Raw genomic sequence first — 19,159 nt, 5'->3', positions numbered from 1 at the left:
GCATAAAAATCGCCCTTCCGGCGACTATTTGTCTCCGGAAGGGCGCCTGAGTTGCAAATGGCGACAAAAACGGCCCTCCGGCGACAGCACGCCACCGCCGGAGGGCCAAATGGTGCAGGCGAGCGCGAATGCTCCCCTGCTAGCAGGGGATGCACACCAGCTCGTGCGGCGTCTGGGTAAAGACCTCGTAGCCGTTCTTGGTCACAATGCCAAAGTCCTCCACGCGCACGCCAAACTGCCCGGGCAGGTACGTTCCCGGCTCCACGGTAATCACCGAGCCGGCGGGGATGGGCTTGTCGTTCCTCATGTTGAACATGGGCTGCTCGTGAATCTCCAGGCCCACGCCGTGGCCAAGGCCGTGCACGAAGCAGTACTCGGGGAAGCCAGCCTCGCAGATGACCTTATGCGCAAGCTCGTGAATCTCGCGACCAATGACGCCCGCATGGATGGCGGCCTCGCAGGCCTCGTTCGCCGCACGCGTGGCCTCGTAGACCTTGCGCTGGAGGTCGCTGGGCTCGCCCACGCAGACGGTGCGCGTCATGTCGGAGTGGTAGTCGTGGTAGCCGGCGCCGTAGTCCATTACGATCATGTCACCGCGCTGGATTACGCGCTCGCCGGGCTGTGCGTGGGGGTTTGCGCCGTTGGGGCCGGACGCGATGATCGAGTCGAAGGAGAGCGAGTCGGCACCGTTGGAGAGCATCCAGCCCTCAAGCTCGGCGCGCACCTGCTGCTCGGTGAGGCCGGGCTTGATGTAGCCGCAGATGTGCTCGAACGCCGCGTCGGTGATCGACTGCGCGTGGCGCATGAGCTCGACCTCCTCGGCGTCCTTCACGATGCGCAGGTTGGCGATGTCGCCATGGAGGCGCGGCGTGAGGACAGCAACGGACACCTTGGCGCACTCCTCGCCCAGCGCATCAAAGAAGGCCAGGTCGCAGGTGTCCTCGACAGCAACCACGCGCGAGCGCGTCTCGCGGATGCGCTGTGCCGCCCACCAGGCGGGGGTCACGATGTCCATGTCGAGCTTCCAGGGGGTGTCTGCCCCAAGGCAGCTCTGGAAGGTGCCAAAGTAGCGAGAGTCGGTGTGGAGCCAAAGCCCGTCGGCGGTCACAAAGGCGGTATGGGCCACCTCGTCGTCAAAGGTGCGCTCGGCACCGGTAAGCCAGCGCAGGTCGGGGTTGTTGCGAAGGATCACCGCGTCGTAGCCCCTCTCGGCCATGAGCGCGCGGAACCTCTCGACGCGTGCGGCGCAGGCGTGTGCATCTGCCATGTTTCTCTCTTCTCCCTTGCAGTGCGGACGGTAGTGACGGGTTACGCCGCCCATAGACTGGCGACGCATGTGGAACCGATCTAACGCGAGGAGCACCACGCGGCGGTGTGCTCGGCAAGCTGGTCATCCTCGATGGCAGCGAGACGCACGCGACCGAGCGAGCGTGGGAGCTCCAGCATGAACTTGTTCGAACGGCGGAAGCGCTCGGCCTTGAGCGCGGAAGCCATGGCCGTGGGGTCGACCGCGCACTCCACGTAGCCCAGGCCCAGGCGGTCGAGAAGCTCGTCCTGCGTGAGCATGTCGTCGACCGAGAGACCACCCTGCGCCACAGAAAGGCGCGCCGAGAAGCGCATGGCCTCGGCAAGCAGGGTCGAGGAGGGCACGCCCTCCCCCACCAGGGGACGAAGCGCACGCACGAACGTGGTGCCGTAGCCAATGGACTGGCGCACGGCAACCGAAGTAGACGAGATGACCTTGCCGCGGCTCTTCATGCAATCGACCATCTGGTCGCAGATGGCGGCGCGGCCGAGCGCCGCGATATCGTTGGCGCGGTCGAAGAGCCGGCCAAAGGACTTGTCGGAGTCTGCCATGGCGCTGGTCACAAAGAGCGCGCGGGCGAGAAGGGCCGCCTCGTCGGTGCGCGTGACATCAACAACGTCGAGGTCGCAGTAGACATAGCGCGCGCTCCCGTCCTGCGTGACCATCTGGTCTGCCCCGGGAAGGTCGAGCGCGAGCGGGGTCACGCCGGCAAGAAGCGCGGTGGTGGGGTCGAGGGGAACCTGCGCGAGCGTCAGACCGCCGCACCAGGTTCGGCAGGCAAACGACGCGGTGGAGAGCGACCGCACGCCGCCCACGGCAACAGCCACGTCATCGCCGGTCACGCCAGTCTTCGCAAGCCCCTCGTACACGGCCTCGAGGGCCGCAGTCGAAGATGCCTCGGAGCCGGACGGAAGGCCGAGCTGGTGAACGCGGAAGCCAACGTCCACAAGGTCACGGCGTATTGCCTCGACGACGTCTGCGGGCGCCTCGGGAACGGAGGCAAGCACGGCTGCGCGTGGCTTTCCCACGTAGGCACGCAGGTCGTTGCCCATGGTGCCCACAAGATCGTCACCAACGCGGGCGTCGAGGGAGTTGCCGCGGAGGTTGACCCACTGGCGCTTCGCACGGATGCGCAGTGGAGCGTCATCCTCGGGCTCGGCCGTTGCGGATTCGGCCTTGGCCACGACCTCGGTCTCGGCCGCGAGCTCCTCTGCGTCCTTCTCGGCGCCAGCCGCCTGCCCGGCCTGGGTGTTCTCGCTCACAAAAGCCCCCTCTCCCAGAGCAACTGGCCAGACTCGCTGGCCACCTGCTCGAAGGTCCTGTTTCGAATGTCGATGGTGATGTCGGCCGTCTGCTGGTAGAGCGGGCGGCGATGCCGAAAGAGCGCACGCGCATGCGAGACGTCGCCCAGGTCTGGGCGACGCTCCGGGCAGCGCATCTGACGCAGCGAATCCGAGAGGTCGCCGTCGAGGTAGACAACCACGCCCATGCGATGCATGAGCTCGCAGTTCTCGGGCCTCTCGACCACTCCCCCACCACAGCTCACGAGCAGCGACTTGCGAGACGCAAGGCCCTCCAGGACCTTGGTCTCCTCGTCACGAAAGCCCTCCTCGCCGCGGGAGGCAAACACGTCGCACACGCTCATGCCCAGAGCGCGCTCGACCAGCTGGTCTGTATCTACGTAGGGCCGGCAGAAGAGCTTGCCCAGGTTGCGTGCGAGGGTGGACTTTCCTGCGCCAAGAAACCCCACGAAAAAGATGTGGTCGCAGCCCTCGTGGATGACGTAACCCTCGCCCAAAACTCGCTCTTCCTTGCTCCCGTGCATATCCGACGGGCTAGATTCTATCACCCGTCGCTGCGGCCAGTCGGACCGCTGGCCTCGCCCTCAAACTCGACACCGCGCAGCACGAGCGCCTCCCCCAGCCGGAATACCTGCGTGTACCAGAGGTCGCGGCGCGACTGCGGCCGCACCAGGACGGTACGCGCGCCCGCAAGGTTGCCAGCCAAGATGTCGGTGAAGACCTGGTCGCCCACAATGACCGTCTGCTCGGGACCCACGCCCATGCGTGCCATGGCAACCCATGCCGAGAAGGGCGCAGGCTTCATTGCGTGATCCACCACGGGGCACCCCAGCTCGCACGCTGAGGCGGCGACCTCCGTCGAGTGGAAGTTGTTCGAGAGCAGGCACGAGGCTATGCCCGCGCCACGCAGGCGATCGAGCCACGCCTTCACGGCTGGGGGCGCCACGTGAGTGTCCCTGGGAATGCAGGTGTTGTCACGGTCGAGAAGGACCAGGCGCACCCCGGCCGCCACCAACGCATCGACGTCGATGAGGTCGACCGAGGAAACGTAGCGTGTGGCGCGGAAGGGCGAGAAGGACCCAAGCGGCATGGCACTCACGCCCCGGAGTTCTGGGCTATGACCTGCTGGTGCTGCTCGTAGGTCTCAGAGAAGGCGTGCACCGAGCTCGTGATGTAGAAGTAGTAGTAACCGGTGTCCTGCGGGTTGGCGGCCGCAGTGAGCGAGGCCAGGCCGGGGTTGCAGATGGGCGTGGGCGTGAGCCCCATGTTGGTGTAGGTGTTGTAGGGGTCGTCCTGCGTGAGGTCGTCCGCGGTGACCTCTCGGCCAAGCGTGTATGCAAGTGTCGCGTCACTCTGGAGCGGCATGCTGGTTGCAATGCGGTTGTAGAACACCGACGAGATGAGCGAGCGGTCGTCATCCGTCAGGGCCTCCTTCTCGATGATGGAGGCCATGGTGAGGATGTCGTAGTTGGTGAACGACACGCCATAGCGCGACTGGAGCGTCTGGCGCGCGGCGTCGAGACCGAGGGTGGAAACCTCGGCCTGGTACTGGCTGAGCATCGCGCGGATGATCGAGTCTGCAGTGACGGTCTGACCCGCAAAGTCATAGGTCTTGGGGAAGAGGAAGCCCTCAAGCGAGTCGTTTGCCGCCTCGGAGAGGAAGGGGTAGTCCGCCACGTAGTTGGATGCCTTGGCCTGGGCGATAAAGTCACTGGAAGAGATGCCAAACTTCTCCTCCACAAGCGAGGCCACCTGCGCCACCGTGTAGCCTTCGGGCACCTGCAGGGTAGAAGCCGTGGAGTTGGGGCCTGCCACGAGCTGGTCGATCACGTTGGTTGTGGTCGAGCCCGTGAGCAGCGAGTACGTACCGCTCTTGAGCTTCTGCTCGGCGTTTTGCTTCTGAACCTCCTGGACAAAGCCCGAGGTATCAGAGATGACGCCCGCCTGCTGGAGGATAGAGGCGATGCTCGCGGTGCTCGAGCCATCGGGGATGGTGACCTCGACCTCCTGTCCGGCAGCAACCTGCGGCTCGTTGGAGCTGGAGCCCTGGGTGAGCCGGGGAAGGACGAGCACGAAGAACAGCGCGACAAACACAGCGACGCCAGCGAGAACGGCCACAACCACGGCGATGCCCTTGGGGCCATTACCGCGGCCGCCGCTGGAGCCCCGTCGCTGGGGGCTCTGGTTCCGGGCGCGCCTAGTCGCCGCGGCGGTACGCGCAGAGAGATGGCTCGTCGTGCCCCCAATGGCACCGGTAGACCCCGGCGTAGGAGAGCCCATGCGATGCCCAGCCGCAGGACCGGCATGGCGCGCCGAGGCCAAGTGCGACGAAGCACCCGCATGACCCGTGGGACGTCCCTGAACCGAGGCGGCCTGCGCCTGGGTGCGCGGGGCACCGTCCGTTCCCTGCTGAGTCGCATCGGGCGTGCGGAAGTGTGCCGCGCGACGATGGGGCCTCTCGTTGTTCTGGTTGTTCGTGGGCATGTCGTTTGCCTCTCAGACCGTGAGTCACGCCTGCCGTGCATCAAGCCAGGCCTGCAGGAAGAGCGATGCGGCAACCATGTCTACCTTGCCGCGCATGGACTTCTCGGAGAGCCCCTGCTCGCGCAGGATGCGCTTGGCTTCCACCGAGGAGAGCCTCTCGTCCTCAAACTCGAGGGGAAGGCCCGTGGCCGCGGCAATGCGCTCGGCCACCGCGCGGACGCGCTCGGCCTGAGGGCCCTCCTCCCCCGCCATGGTAAGTGGGCGTCCGCAGACGAGGACCTCGGGCTCCCAGTCCTCAAGCACCCTGCGGAAGCTGCACGCGACCGAGGAGACCTCGGCCGCCGGAAGTACGCACACCGGCGTGGCGATGCGGCCCTGCGGGTCGCTCACCGCCACGCCGACGCGTGTCTCGCCAATATCGAGCGCGAGGGCCCGCACCTATGCCCCCAGGGCAGCCTTGGCCGCATCCAGGGCAGCGGTGATGCCCGAGGCGTCAGAGCCGCCTGCCTGTGCCATGTTGGGCCTGCCGCCGCCGCGGCCGCCAACGAAGCCGGCAATCTGCTTGATGATGTCGCCAGCCGAGAAGCCCGCAGCCACCGCGGACTCGGTGCCGGCGGCGAGAAGCGCCACCTTGCCATCAGACGTGGTGGAGGCCACGACGCAGGCGACGGGCTCGCCCTTGGCGCCGTCGCGGATGGAGTCCCAGACGGAGCGCAGGTCCTTGCCCGAGATGCCGTTGAGCTTGGTGAAGACGCAGCGGTATGCGCCCAGGTCCTTGGCGTTGCGCAGCTCGGCAGCCACGACGTCGCCCGAGGCAGATCCCTTGGCCACGCCAATGTTGCGCTTGGCCTCACGAAGCTCGTCGCGCATCTGGGAGACGCGCTCGGGGAGGTCGGCGGGGCGGCACTTGAGCGTTGCCGCCGCCTGGTCCATGAGGGCGAGCCTCTCGTCCACGTACTCGATGGCGCCCATCGAGGTCACGGCCTCGATGCGACGGGCGTTGGAGCCCACGGAGCTCTCGGAGACGATCTTGAAGAGGCCCAGGTCCGCGGTGTTGCGGGCGTGGGTGCCGCCGCAGAGCTCGCGGGAGAAGGGCTTGTCGGAGCTGCCCGTGGAGACCACGCGCACGCGCTCGCCGTACTTCTCGCCAAAGAGCGCCACGGCACCCGATGCCTTTGCCTCGTCGATGCCCATGACCTCGGTCACGATGGGCTCGGCCGCGAAGATCTCGGCGTTGACCATGCCCTCGACACGGTCGAGCTCGTCCTTTGTCATGGCCTCGAAGTGCGTGAAGTCAAAGCGCAGGCGATCTGGGGCAACGAGCGAGCCCGCCTGGCTCACGTGGTCACCGAGGACCTTCTTGAGGGCGGCGTCAAGCAGGTGCGTCGCGGTGTGGTTGCGACGGATGAGCTCGCGGCGCCCGTGATCGACCACAGCGGTCACGCGGTCGCCAACAGAGATGGCGCCATCGGTGACCTCGGCCACGTGGCCCACGAGGCCGCCCTCGTGGTGCAGTGTGTTGGTGACGCGTGCGGGGCCCACGATGCCGGTGTCGCCCACCTGGCCGCCCATCTCGCCGTAGAACGGCGTGCGGTCAAGCACAAGCTCAACCTGGTCGCCCGTCGCTGCCTCCTTGACGGACTCGCCGTCGCGCACAATGGCCACCACCTCGCAGCCAGAGAGCTCGTCGTGGTCATAGCCGTCGAACTCGGTCGCGGGGAGGCTGTCGGAGAGAGCAACCCAGACGTTGTTGGCCTTGCCCCAGGCGTCGCGGTTGGCCGTGGCGCGGGCACGCTCGCGCTGGGCCTCCATGGCGGCGTCGAAGGCGTCCATGTCGACAGAGTGGCCAGCGGCACCGGCAATCTCACGGGTGAGGTCGATGGGGAAGCCGTAGGTGTCGTGCAGGGTGAAGGCGACGTCGCCCGAGAGGGGCTCGCCCTCGCCCAGGCGCGAGAGCTCAGCCTTGAGCTGCTCCTCGCCGTTGTCGAGGGTTGCGCCAAAGCGCTCCTCCTCGGCGTTGATGATGCCGTCGATCAGTGCCTGCTGCTCGACGAGCTCAGGGTAGGTGTCACCAAGAAGGCGCGTGACCTCGTGGGCGTAGGTGGTGAGGAACTGGCCCTTGATGCCCATGAGGCGACCGTGGTAGACGGCACGGCGAAGCAGGCGGCGCAGCACGTAGCCGCGGCCCTCGTTGGAGGGCAGGATGCCGTCGCCGATCATGAACGTGACGGCACGGGAGTGATCGGCCACGATGCGCAGGCTCTTGTCGGTAGTGGCAGAGTCGTGGTAGCGCACGCCCGCGAGGCCCTCGCCCACGCCGATGAGGGTGCGCAGGATGTCGCCCTCGTAGTTGGAGCCCTCGTGTTGCATGATGGCCGCGATGCGCTCGAGCCCCATGCCAGTGTCGATGTTGCGGTGAGGCAGCTCCGGCATGGAGCCGTCCTCCTGGCGATCGTACTGCGTGAAGACGAGGTTCCAGAACTCGAGGTAGCGGTCACCGTCATCGCCGGGCTTCTCGCCCTCGAACTCGGGACCCTGGTCAAAGTAGATCTCGGAGCAGGGACCGCAAGGACCGGTGGGGCCGGCGGCCCAGAAGTTGTCCTCCTCGCCCAGGCGCGAGATGTGGTCGTAGGGAACACCCTGCTCGTGCCAAAGCTCGATGGCCTCCTCGTCGTCCTTGAAGACGGTCATATAGAGGCGGTCCTTGGGCAGGCCCAGGTGCTCGGGAGAGGTAATGAACTCATAGGCCCACTCGATGGCGTTGGCCTTGGTGTAGCCGCCAAACGAGAAGTTGCCGAGCATCTCGAAGAACGAGAGGTGGCGAGCGTCGCCGATGTTGTCGATGTCGTTGGTACGCAGGCACTTCTGGCAGGAGCAGGCGCCAATCTCCTTCATGGTCTTGGTGCCCTGGTAGTACTCCTTGAACTGGTTCATGCCGGCGTTGGCAAGAAGCAGCGACGGGTCATCCGGCACGAGCGAGGAGGACGGGTAGAGCTTGCAGCCCTTGCCCTCGAAGAACTTGAGGAAGTCCTCACGAATCTCTGCCGTGGTCATGGTCTTGTAGTCAGACGCGCTCATGTCTCTCCTCGTCTGTGGACGACGCCGAAGCCTTGGCCGCCGGGCTAGTGTCGTCGCCGTCCTGCTTGTTGGTTGCAACGTTCCTATTTTTACTCATATCGGCCGTGTACACAGCGTTTTCATCGTCATTACTTGCGGTATTTGTGGCCTTGCGCGCACGAGACCACACAGAGGAGGTCACAAGGCGCGTGCTCTCGAAGAACTTCTCGTCATCCAGGGCGTCATAGACGGCCTCCGCATTGCCCTGGGCGTCTTGGTGCGGTGTGCTCTGGAAGAGCGCGCCGTCCTCGGAGACCAATTGGCGCTTGGTGCGCGTCTCGAAGTAGTAGACAAAGACGCCGCGGATGGCCGCCGTGAGCGGAATGGCGAGGACCATGCCCACGATCCCGCCCAGGCAGTTGCCAATAACGATGCCCACAATGGAGAGGACGGGATGGATCTTGACGGCGGAGCGCATGATGAGCGGCGAAATGACGTTATCCGTCACGTTGGCCGCAACCACCATCACCACGAGCGACCAGAGCGCGAGCCAGGGGCTCTCGAAGAGGGCGAGCAGCGTGGCGAGCGCCGCCGAGACAAAGGGGCCAATCACAGGCACAAAGTGCATGAAGAACGTGATGATGGCAATGAGGCCCGCGTAGGGGTGGCCGAGAAGCGCCAGTCCCAGCCACACGGCAATGCCATTGATGAACGAGCAGATGAGCTGCCCGCGCATGTAGCCGCCCATGGAGCGGCTCATGACGGCGAGGAGCAGCGTAATGTCGTCCTTCCGAGTAGGACCGGCAATCGTGGCAAGCTCGCGCACAATCACGGGATAGTCCTTGGCAAACCAGTACGCAAGGATGAGCGCCAGGAAGAAGTTTACGAGGTTGTCAACGGTGTCGAAGAGCCCCGAGACGGCGCCGTTCGAGAGCTGGCGCACGGTGTCTGAGGCCATGGAGCTGCCGGCAGACGAGACGGTCTGGACAACAGAGTTGACCATGTTCTGCAGCTGCTCGTTATCAGAGGTGCCGTAGCTCTCCCAGAAGCTGGAGAGGGCGTCCTGCACGCTGCGCACGTAGGTGGGCACCTGGCGAAGCACCTCGACAGACTGCTGCACAAAGGTGCCACCGAGAACCACGATGACGGCGGCGAGCACCGCAAGCACCACAAGTAGCGAGACAAGCGCGGCAAGCGCACGGGGAACGCGGCGGTCCTCGAGCGCGTTGGTGATGGGGCTGCAGATGAAGCCGATGATGATACCCATGAGCAGCAGCTCGACGGCAGCACCAATCATCGAGAGGCCCCGCACCGCAAGGACGAAGACCGCAATGGCGCCCACGATTGCCCAGGCGACCACCAGGCGCCTGCGCCAGATGACGTACTTCTCGTCAGCGTCCTTGTTCCCCACCGGCAACTCCCCTCGTTGAAAAGCACCTCATTGTAGCAAGGCGGGGGCATTGGCCGTTGGCGGCAGGGGACGTGCGGCAGTTGCGCCTCCCGCACACAAAGGCGGCGCCGGAGTCGCAGCCCCGGCGCCGCCTGTGGCGCTACTTGCTCATGAGACCCTCTGGGTCGATCTTGTCCTGCACGCGGCGTAGCGTGCGGCGCAGGAGTCGAGAGACCTGCACCTGAGAGATGCCCAGGCGCTCGGCGATCTCGACCTGCGTCATGCCCTCGAAGAAGCGCATGCGGATGACGTCCTTCTCGCGCGGCGAGAAGTCCCTGATGGCGTCCTCGAGAACGATGCGGTCGTCCGAGGCGGCAAGGTTCTCGTCCTCGGTGGCGTAGTGGTCGATGACCGAGGGAGCGTCATCGTCATCCGAGGAGCCGCCGCCCTCGAGCGGCACGGAGCTGTACGCGCTTGAGGACTCCATGGCCTCGAGGACGTCGTCGACGCTCGCGCCCACGCGCTTGGCGATCTCCTCGACGGAGGGGCTGCGCGAAAGCTCGTTGGTGAGCTCGTCGTTTGCCTGGTTGACCTTGGCCGAGAGTTCCTGCAGACGCCTGGGCACGCGGACCGACCAGCCCTTGTCGCGGAAGTGACGCTTGATCTCTCCCAGGATGGTGGGTGTGGCATACGTGGTGAACTCAAGGCCTCGCGACGGGTCGAAGCGATCGATGGCCTTGATGAGGCCAATCGTGCCCACCTGAATGAGGTCGTCCAGGGGTTCTCCCCTGTTCTTGAACTTGGAAGCGAGGAAGCGAACCAGGTTGAGGTGGCTCACGATGAGTTGGTCGCGGACCTCGGGGTCTCCCGTAGCCTTGTACTGGCGGAAGAGCTCGCGCGTGCGGTCCTTGTCCCAGGCCGCCTTGCCCTTTGGCGTACGGTGGAGCGAGCGGTGGCGGGCCCTCTCGGCACGCGCCTCAGAGGCCTCGCGCGCAGTGCGCTCCTCCTCGGTCTCTTGGGTTGCGACGTTTGGTGTGTTCGCGGTCTCCTGCGCGTTCGTGGTGCTAGCGCTAGGCATTCTGCACGTCCATTCGCTTGGAGAGGTGCAGCGTACGGCCATCCTCCGAGATGCTAAAGTCGTCGCATACGGCGCCGAGAAGCACCTCAACGAGGTCGATAGGCTGGGGCTCGCCGGAGGGGTCAGTGGCCTCGTCGGGGTCCTCGTCACCCAGGGAGAAGTCTGCGGTCATGCCATCTGGCGCAAGGCCAAAGACGATGTCGCAGGTGGTGGGCCTCGTCGCACAGGCGTAGACAAAGCCCTCCTCGGCGGCCATGCGTACGTCCTCGACGTCATCCACGCTCATGTCGCAGCAGACGGCGAGGTTGGAGGCGGTCATGCGGACCGCCCGGGCGAAGCGCGCCTCCGCGGGCACGCTGAGCTTGACGATACTGGTGCTAGGCATTGTTCTCCTCGTCATCTGCCGCGGTCTCTGGGGTGGAGACGGGCGCGGCGTGCTTGGGCTTGTGGGGCTGCTTCTCCGCAGCGGAATCAGATTCCGCGGAGGGCGCAGGGTCTGTGGCGGGCGCGGGCTTCTCAGCCTCAACCGGCGCATAGGTCACGTACGCGGTGGTGCGCTGCTGTGCGGATGCAGGGTTCCCCTCGCCCTTCTCGCCGTCCTTGCCTGCGGCATCCTCCAGACGAGCCTGGGGCGCCTCGCCCTTGCCAACGAGCTTGGAGACTGCGCCGGCAACGGCACCAGCAGCACCGGCAACGCCCTTGCTCACGGTGTCCGTCACGACAGAGGCCGTGCCCGTGACCGTAGAGACGTCGCCCAAAATGTTGTTGAGGCTGTCGAGGCTCTGGGTGGCGCCGTCGATGGTCTCGCCGGCCTTGATGAGAAGCGGGTTGACCTGCTTCATGGCGGGGTCGAGGTCGTCAACCATGCCGTCGACCTTGGCGATGATGGGCTGCACCTGCGCGATGGTCTCGTTTGCCGAGGTAGTGACCTCGTCTACAGAGGCGCGCGCCTTGCGGATGGTGAGCGCGAGCTCGACCACGGCCCAGATGGCCACGATGACAAGCACGACGAGGGCGATGTCCAGAGGACTCATCTTGTGTCCCTTCTCTTGCGACGTCCCTCGGGAAAGCCTGGGGCACGACGCACCACACGTACGCCGACATTCTACCCGTTTGGATGAGCTTGGTCGCATGCCAGACACCTGTTGGGCGCCAAAGGCTCTGGGGGTTGGACAAGCTGGGGAGGAGAGGGACTGGGCACCGTTGCCGGAGTGGCGCCGGGAGGCGGGCTGCCGTCACCCGCGCTGCAATGCCGCGCGATTTCGCCGTTTGGGAATTTTCCGAACGGTTAGGGCGCGCCAACCGTTCGGGATCCGCGGCATCCCCGCGATGCCGCGGGATTTCACCATTTACGTGGCCCTAAACGTTTGGATTTTTCCTAACTGGCGAAATGGCGCGGCATGGACGAGAAGAACGAGGCCTCCCGCCAACGCCGCTCCTCGCACGGCCTATGCTCGCGCGCCCTCGAACTGCATGCGGTAGTACCGCGCGTAGGTGCCGCCGCGGGCGAGAAGCTCCTCGTGCGTACCGCGCTCAACAACGCGCCCGGCGTCAATCGTCGCAATCTCGTCGGCGTCCTTGATGGTCGAGAGGCGGTGCGCAATCACGATGGTCGTGCGCCCGCGCGAAAGCTCGGCGAGAGACTCCTGCACCGCGTGCTCGGACTCGTTGTCCAGGGCCGATGTGGCCTCGTCCAGGATAAGGATCTTCGGGTCCTTGAGAAAGACTCGCGCGATGGCGATGCGCTGCTTCTGCCCGCCCGAGAGACGGGTACCCCTCTCCCCCACCTGGGTCTCGTAGCCGTCGGGCAGCGTCTCGATGAACTCGGCGATGTTGGCCTTCTCGGCAGCCTGCTCTATCTGTGCCATGGTCGCGCGCGGGTTGCCGTAGGCAATGTTCTCGGCGATGGTCCCGTCAAAGAGGTAGACCTCCTGCTGGACAATGCCAATGGCCTCGCGCAGGCTTCGCTGGGTGACCGAGCGCACGTCCTGCCCGTCGATGATGATGGAGCCGGAGTCCACGTCGTAGAAGCGCGGGAGAAGCGCGCAGGTGGTGGACTTGCCGCCTCCGGACGCACCCACCAGAGCAATAGTCTCGCCGGGGCGAATATCCAGGTTAAGGCCACGGATGACCTCGGGGTTCTCGCCAGGGCCCTCGCCGTCCCCGCTGTCGTACGCAAAGTGGACGTCGTGGTAGGAGATGGCGCCCTTGGTCACCTTGAGCGCCGGCGCGCCGGGGGCGTCCTCAATCTCGGGCTGGGAGTCGACCATCTCCTTGAAGCGACGGAAGCCGGCGATGGCCTTCTGGAAGGTCTCGGTAAAGTTGAGGATGTTCTCGATAGGCGTGGTAAAGAGCGAGATGTAGAGGGCGTAGGTGGCGAGATCCGTAGCCTCCATCTGCCCCTGGGCAATGAGCCAGCCGCCCATGACCACGATGAGCGTGTAGAGGGTGCCCATGAGCGCGGCAATGCCTGCCTGGTAGCGGCCCATGGCGCGATACATGCGCACCTTGGAGTCGAGGTATGCCTCGTTGCTCTCGCGGAACTTCTCGCGCTCAACGTCCTCGGCGGCAAAGCTCTTGACCACACGGACGCCGGCAAGGCTGTCCTCCAGGCGCGAGTTCACGTTGGAGATGCGCACGCGGTTCTCGCGGAAGACGGCCTTCATCTGGAGGTTTGCCCTCAGGTTGTAGATGACGAGAACGGCAAGAACAACGCCCAGACAGACGGTGAGCGGCACGTTGATAAACGACAGGATCACAAACGAGCCCACGACCTCGATGAAGCCGATGAGCAAGAACTCGGGTCCGTGGTGGGCCGCCTCGGAGATGTCGAAGAGGTCGCTCACCAGGCGGCTCATGAGGTCGCCGGACTTGTTTCGGTCAAAGAACGAGAGGCTCATACGCTCGTAGGCGTCGAAGAGGTCCTCGCGCATGCGGCTCTCCATGCGCGCGCCCATAACGTGGCCCCAGTAGGCCACAAAGTAGCGGCACCCAAAGCGCACGGCGTACATGACGACAAAGCCCACAAGAAGGTAGACGAGGGCGGACGTGATGGCATCCGAGCCCTGGCGGAAGAGGCCACCCGTGAGCGTGCGGAGGATCTGGGGGAAAGCGAGGTCGATGCCGGCGACGACGATGGCGCAGATGATGTCTGCGATAAAGAGGTGCATCTGACCTGCGTAGTAGCCGAGAAAACTAGCGAAGAGTCCGCGGCGGCGCTGTGCCGTGGGCTTGGGTGAAACGGTACTCATGAGTGATCCCTACGTGTGACGCGAATGTTGTCCGCGCGACATCATAGCGGATAGGCGGGGCGATGACGGAGCCGAGGGGCACATCTCGACAGCGGAGGCGGAGGAAACCCTCGCTCCGGCGTCGTTTTGGCGCCGAGGGGGCCGTTTCGTACGCGATTGCTTCGATAACGTGGCTTCAGGAGTCGTTTTCTCGCCCGAGCACGCATTTTCGCAGCTACGTCATGCCGAGAAACACGAACCGGGGCCGGCGCTGTGCTGGCCCCGGTCGCTGGGACGCGCTGGGATATAGGAGGAAGAATGACGCGTCCCTACGATGAGACAAAGGGACTGTCCCTTTGTCTCATAAGGGGACCTGCTCGACCGCCGGGAGAGTGCGGTCGAGCAGGGAGGGTGGAACTAAGCCTCGGGCTTGGTCAGAGGATCGACGTAGTACTTCTTCGTACGATCGTCCGAGATCTTGCCGGAGTAGTTGAGGCCAAAGGCAAAGTCATAAGTGTTGCCGTCGGCGTCGGTGTAGCACTCCATATCGCGGGGCACGTCCTCAAGCTGCTTCTCAACCTCGACCATGTCCTTTGGCATCTGCATGGGGAGAAGCCCAGAAGGCTCATCCTGGCCGGCGACAACACGGCATGCAGCCTCGGTAGAGCCGGACATAGAGACGAGAATGGCGTCAACCTCAGACTCGAACTCGTAGACGCACATGGGCTGGGTGATGTCGAGAATCACGATGCAAGGCTTGCCAGCCTCTTTGGCAAGCGCTGCCGCCTCAAGAATCTGATCGAGCTGGTTCTCGTTGGTCATGAGAGAGGTGCGGCCGAAGTAGCTACGGTTCTCAATCTCCACGCCCTTGGCGCTCTCGTGCTCTGCCCACTTGGAGCCGTCGGAAGGATCGCCAGCAATCGAGGTCTGACGCACGTACTCGGAGTCTGCAGTATAGGGACGATACTGCAGGGAGAGCGGGATGAAGTTCCCGTCCTGGTCGCAGCCGCGACGTGCAGAGGCGTTCGTGGGAGCCTTGGCGCACACGAGCACGTAATCAACGTCGGCAATATCAGCGGCGGTAAGACGCGTGAGATCCTCGGAGGCAGGCGTGGCATCGCCGGTCTTCTCGTCCGCCGGACCCGTCAAGGTGTCCGCAAGAGTGTCGGTGACAACATCGAAGTACTTCTCGAGTGTGCCCTGGACAAGCGGAAGTTCGCACGTTGCGGAAGCGGTAGTCCACTTGAGCTTACCCATGCCAGAAGCGGTGGTTGCGGCAGGCGTATAGCGCATCGGGACGTAGACCTTCGGCTTGTCGGAACCCTCTGCCTTCTTGATAACGCCACCGTGGTTCTTGAGCATTACGATACCCTTTACCTGGGCGTCAAGAGCCTTGGCAGCAATCTCTTCGTCGGTCTTATCGATGGTAGTACGAGCGGTGTCCGGGTCGACGTATGCATTCTCGAACATTCCGGTGTAGAAATAGCCGAGCAGGACACGCTTGGCTGATGCGCGGAAGTTCTTCTCCGCCTCCTCCTCGCCGAGCTGCCCCTTCATATCCTCATAGGCAGACATAAGCAAGGTGGGATCGTTGCAGCCACCCATCTGGTCTACGCCAACCTCGACGGCCTTGGAGGCACGCTTGGCGGGAGTCCACACAGAGGTGTCCTCAAGGCCCCAGCAGGTCCAGTTGCCATCGCCGTCGGGATCGTTGAGAACTGCCCAGTCGGTGCAAGCGGCTCCCTCGAAACCATACTCGCCGCGGAGAAGGTCGGTGACTTTGTGAGTGGAGAAGCCAGAGCCAACCAGCTCGCCGTACTCGTTATCCTCGTCGAACGCGACGGTATAGGACGTCATTACGTTGCCAGCGCTGCCAGTCTTGCCTTCGAGCTTGAAGGCGCCGTCCACGAAGGGGATCATGAGCGCATTAAAGTTGTTGCCAGGGTAAACGGCGAACTTGCCCTGATCGCTGTGGCCCTCGCGGCCACCCTCGCCCGCGCCCTCGGCAGGCCAGTGCTTGACCATTGCGACAACGGAGTCGTCTCCCCAGCCCTGGTCCTCTCCGTTCTCGTCGACCGTCGACTGGACACCGTCGATGAAGCTGCGAACCATGTCGCGAGAAAGGGCAGGGTCCTCACCGAAGGTTCCGTTGAAGCGAGCCCAGCGCGGGTCGGAGGCAATGTCAGTCTGGGGAGCGAGGAAGTTGGCGATACCCATCTTGCGGAGGTCCGCTGCCTGCCCGGCACCCGCTTCCTTTGCAACCTCTGGGTCAAACGTTGCCGCAAGCGCAAGGTTGCCCGGCCAGTCATAACAGTTCTTGCCCTGACGCGGGTCAGACGAGAACAGTGCCGGAATCTTGTTGTCGGAAGCCTCGACATATGCCTGGACCGCATTGGCAAGATTCGCCTGCTTGAATGCGGGATAACCAGAAGCAGCGTTGAGGATGCAGCGAACTCCACCGTCAAGGAATGTCTTACGCTCATCGTTGACGAGGTCGTCGTCATCAATCTGGCGCTGGTGGGCCGAGAAGCACATGAGGCCGGCAATCTGCTCGATACTGATTCGCCCAGCAAGATCCTCGGCACGCTCCTCGGCGGAAAGGCGCCAGTCCTCGTAGGGAACCAGCTCGCCGGTGCCCTCGAAGTCCTTGAACGCGTAGCCGTCCTTCTCGATGAGCTTGAGGCCGGAATCTGGCGAGTAGGACAGCTGCTTGCCGTCGCCGTTATCGACGATGGTGTATCCGTAGTCGGTTGCCGTCTCGGTGTAGCCGTTGCCCTTCTTGTTCGCAGCGTCGTCCGTGCTCGTCGCGGTTCCACCGGACGAGCACCCAGCAAGCCCTGCGAGCGCCGCCGCGGCAGCCGACCCAGCAAGGAAGTTCCTGCGCGTCAGGTTGTTTCCCATTCTTTCTCCTCTTGTCGTGCGGTCCCCCTCCCACAGGGGGCCGCAGCCTTCCCTCCGCACGGCCATGTGGCCGTGGCGATTCCCGCGTAGCGTTAGGGCCTACGGGCGGGGCGCTCCCAACGCCCACCCGCGTGGCCCGTCATGAGACAAAGGGACTGTCCCTTTGTCTCATTAGCCGTAGAAGTCGAAGTTGATGGTGTCGAAGTCGGCGATGTCGAAGTCGGCAGCGTTGCCCTCAAGCGTGTTCTTGTCGACGACCTTGAGCGTAATGTCCTTGGACGAGAGGTGCAGCGTGATCTCGTCCTCGGTGCCCTCCCAGGTGCCCGTGTCGGTGAGGAGGTCGGCGTGCGCCTCGAGAGGCTTGACCTCGCAGGTGCCGTCATCGTTCAGGTTCACGTCGAGCATCTGCTCGCTGCCGCCGGCGGTGCCGTAGACGGTCTGGCCGGTAATCTCGACGGAGCCGCGCCACTGGCCCGCATAGGCCTTGTTGGCGTCAAAGTCGGAGCTGGAGCTGTCGCTCGACGAGCTGGAGGTCGTGCTCGTGCTGCTCGTGGTCGTGGAGGACGACGCGCTGGTAGACGAGCTCGACGAGCCACCGCAGGCCGCGAGCGGCATGCAGAGCGTTGCGGCAAGCAGACCCGCAACCAGTACCTGCTTCTTCATGCTAGGTTCCTTCCCCTCTGGCCGGGACCATCCCGGCCATCCCGCGCATCGGTATTCGGTGCGCCTTGCTCGAGAGTCATTACAAATCGATGAAGCCTCGAATGAGGGGAACCGTACTAACCTGTCGAATTTCTGGCGTGTCCTGCATCCTGAAACGGCAGACGGAAGGGCCAAGCGGTGGTGCGAGAGGCGGCGAGCGGTATTTCTCGGCGCCTACGCCTTGCCGGGAGCGTCGTTTTTGGTGGGATCGGCGCCGTTCGCGGCAGCGTCCGCGCCGGCAGCACCTGCGGTGCCCTTCTCGCCGTCATCCACCGGCTTGGGTTGAAGCCCTGCCCGGTCGCGCCCCGTGGCCTCAATGCGCCAGGCCTCCCAACCGCGGGGGCTGGGGTGATAGAACGCACCGCGCTCGAGGCCCTGGGGCAGGTAGCGCTGCTCCACCCAGCCAGCGGGATAGTTGTGGGGGTAGAGGTAGGGACCGTACTCGTCGGAGCCGGGACGATGCCTGTCGCGCAGGTAGCTGGGCACCTCTCGGCGCGGTCCCTCGCGGACCTCCTTCAGCGCAGCGTCAATCCCCGCCTCGGCGGCGTTGGACTTTGGCGCAAGCGCCATATACTCCACGGCCTGCGCGAGGTTGATGCGGCACTCCGGAAGGCCGATGACCTCGGTTGCCTTGAATGCCGCCTCGGCAACGAGAAGCGCCTGCGGATCCGCATTGCCAATGTCCTCCGAGGCCAGGATGAAGATGCGCCGCGCGATGAACTTGGGGTCCTCCCCCGCGTCGAGCATGCGCGCCAGCCAGTAGAGCGCCGCGTCTGGGTCGCTTCCACGCATGGACTTGATGAAAGCGGAGATGATGTCGTAGTGCATGTCGCCGGACTTGTCGTAGGACAGACCGTGGCGTGGGTTGGCCTCAAGCACGTGGGCTCGCGTGATGCGCACGGGCGCCTCGGGCGTGGCGGTGCCTGCCGGAGCTGCCATCTGGCTTGCCAGCTCGAGCGAGGTGAGAGACGCCCGGCCGTCGCCGCCGGCAAGGGTGACAATCTCCTCGAGCGCGTCGTCATCGAGGGTGAAGGCGCCCTTGAGGCCATACTCCGAGGTGACTGCGCGGCGCACGATGGTGCGGATGGAGTTATCATCGAGCGGCTCGAGTTCCACCACGCGCGAGCGCGAGAGCAGTGCGGAGTTCACCTCGAAGTAGGGGTTCTCGGTCGTGGCACCCACCAGGACCACGGTCCGGTCCTCCACAGCGTGCAGTAGCGCGTCCTGCTGCGAGCGGTTGAAGCGGTGTATCTCGTCCACAAAGAGGATTGTGCGACGGCCCAGGGAGAGCAGGCGGCTTTCGGCGGCCTCTATCTCGCGCCGGAGGTCCTTCACAGTGCCCGTGACGGCCGAGACCTCGACAAACTCCGCGTGCGTCGAGTTAGCGATGATGCGCGCCAGCGTGGTCTTTCCCGTACCGGCCGGGCCGTAGAGAATCACCGAGGAGAGCGTGTCGTGCTCGATTGCCGTGCGAAGCCAGCTGCCGGGGCCAACGGCCTCGGTCTGGCCAACGTACTCCTCGAGGGTCTGCGGACGCATGCGCGCGGCGAGGGGAGCGTTCATCGTGCGCTTGTAGCGCTCTATGTTGGTGAAGAGGTTGTCCATGCAAGCGATTGTAGCCCAGGGGCGTGGGCGGGGCTCTTCTCTCGTGCATCGCAACTGAGAAATGACCGCCGAGACGCAACGCATTCGGGTGCGAATGTGTTGCGA

At 64.6% G+C, this 19,159-nt stretch carries 15 protein-coding genes; all 15 read right to left on the bottom strand.

The window, feature by feature from the left end:
* Positions 1–139: 139 nt before the first annotated feature.
* Positions 140–1,267, bottom strand: a complete 1,128-nt coding sequence (locus NVS32_RS03655; protein ID WP_258498730.1) for a M24 family metallopeptidase — start codon at positions 1,265–1,267, stop codon at positions 140–142.
* Between the two features lie 80 nt (positions 1,268–1,347).
* Positions 1,348–2,568 carry a 3-dehydroquinate synthase gene (locus NVS32_RS03650; protein ID WP_258498729.1) on the bottom strand — a complete coding sequence of 407 codons (1,221 nt, stop codon included), beginning with the start codon at positions 2,566–2,568 and terminating at the stop codon, positions 1,348–1,350.
* Positions 2,565–3,104, bottom strand: a complete 540-nt coding sequence (locus tag NVS32_RS03645; RefSeq protein ID WP_258498728.1) for a shikimate kinase — start codon at positions 3,102–3,104, stop codon at positions 2,565–2,567. The genes NVS32_RS03650 and NVS32_RS03645 overlap by 4 nt, the downstream gene beginning before the upstream one ends.
* Before the next feature lie 47 nt (positions 3,105–3,151).
* Positions 3,152–3,697 carry a YqeG family HAD IIIA-type phosphatase gene (locus tag NVS32_RS03640; protein ID WP_258498727.1) on the bottom strand — a complete coding sequence of 182 codons (546 nt, stop codon included), beginning with the start codon at positions 3,695–3,697 and terminating at the stop codon, positions 3,152–3,154.
* 5 nt (positions 3,698–3,702) lie between these two features.
* On the bottom strand, positions 3,703–5,091 hold the full coding sequence (gene mltG, locus NVS32_RS03635; protein ID WP_258498726.1) for an endolytic transglycosylase MltG: 1,389 nt from the start codon (positions 5,089–5,091) through the stop codon (positions 3,703–3,705).
* A 24-nt stretch (positions 5,092–5,115) separates the two neighbouring features.
* The gene (ruvX, locus tag NVS32_RS03630) at positions 5,116–5,529 is read right to left on the bottom strand and encodes a Holliday junction resolvase RuvX (protein WP_258498724.1); all 414 of its coding nucleotides are present in this window, start codon (positions 5,527–5,529) and stop codon (positions 5,116–5,118) included.
* Positions 5,530–8,169, bottom strand: coding sequence for an alanine--tRNA ligase (gene alaS / locus NVS32_RS03625; RefSeq protein WP_258498723.1), 2,640 nt, complete (start codon positions 8,167–8,169; stop codon positions 5,530–5,532).
* A complete protein-coding gene (locus NVS32_RS03620) occupies positions 8,156–9,559 on the bottom strand; it encodes an AI-2E family transporter (protein ID WP_258498722.1) in 1,404 nt (467 codons plus the stop codon). The genes alaS and NVS32_RS03620 overlap by 14 nt, the downstream gene beginning before the upstream one ends.
* 139 nt (positions 9,560–9,698) lie before the next feature.
* Complete coding sequence (locus NVS32_RS03615; protein ID WP_258498721.1) at positions 9,699–10,616, bottom strand: SigB/SigF/SigG family RNA polymerase sigma factor; 918 nt, start codon at positions 10,614–10,616, stop codon at positions 9,699–9,701.
* Positions 10,609–11,001 (bottom strand): ATP-binding protein, encoded by a 393-nt coding sequence (locus tag NVS32_RS03610; RefSeq protein WP_032110911.1) that lies wholly within the window; start codon positions 10,999–11,001, stop codon positions 10,609–10,611. The genes NVS32_RS03615 and NVS32_RS03610 overlap by 8 nt, the downstream gene beginning before the upstream one ends.
* The gene (locus NVS32_RS03605) at positions 10,994–11,650 is read right to left on the bottom strand and encodes a DUF948 domain-containing protein (protein ID WP_258498720.1); all 657 of its coding nucleotides are present in this window, start codon (positions 11,648–11,650) and stop codon (positions 10,994–10,996) included. Before NVS32_RS03605 ends, NVS32_RS03610 begins: the two co-directional genes overlap by 8 nt.
* Before the next feature lie 414 nt (positions 11,651–12,064).
* Positions 12,065–13,867: an ABC transporter ATP-binding protein gene (locus NVS32_RS03600; protein ID WP_258498719.1), complete on the bottom strand. Its 1,803-nt coding sequence runs from the start codon at positions 13,865–13,867 to the stop codon at positions 12,065–12,067.
* A gap of 396 nt (positions 13,868–14,263) precedes the next feature.
* The gene (locus tag NVS32_RS03595) at positions 14,264–16,747 is read right to left on the bottom strand and encodes a glycoside hydrolase family 3 N-terminal domain-containing protein (RefSeq protein ID WP_258498718.1); all 2,484 of its coding nucleotides are present in this window, start codon (positions 16,745–16,747) and stop codon (positions 14,264–14,266) included.
* 171 nt (positions 16,748–16,918) lie between these two features.
* Positions 16,919–17,410 (bottom strand): hypothetical protein, encoded by a 492-nt coding sequence (locus NVS32_RS03590; protein ID WP_258498717.1) that lies wholly within the window; start codon positions 17,408–17,410, stop codon positions 16,919–16,921.
* A 213-nt stretch (positions 17,411–17,623) separates the two neighbouring features.
* Positions 17,624–19,054 carry a replication-associated recombination protein A gene (locus NVS32_RS03585; protein ID WP_258498716.1) on the bottom strand — a complete coding sequence of 477 codons (1,431 nt, stop codon included), beginning with the start codon at positions 19,052–19,054 and terminating at the stop codon, positions 17,624–17,626.
* Between the last annotated feature and the right edge of the window lie 105 nt (positions 19,055–19,159).

Origin of the sequence: Tractidigestivibacter montrealensis (assembly GCF_024741235.1) — a bacterium.
Taxonomy (GTDB): Bacteria; Actinomycetota; Coriobacteriia; order Coriobacteriales; family Atopobiaceae; genus Tractidigestivibacter; species Tractidigestivibacter montrealensis.
Note: the sequence above shows the minus strand (reverse complement) of the source record. Positions and strands in the feature narration are given on the sequence as shown.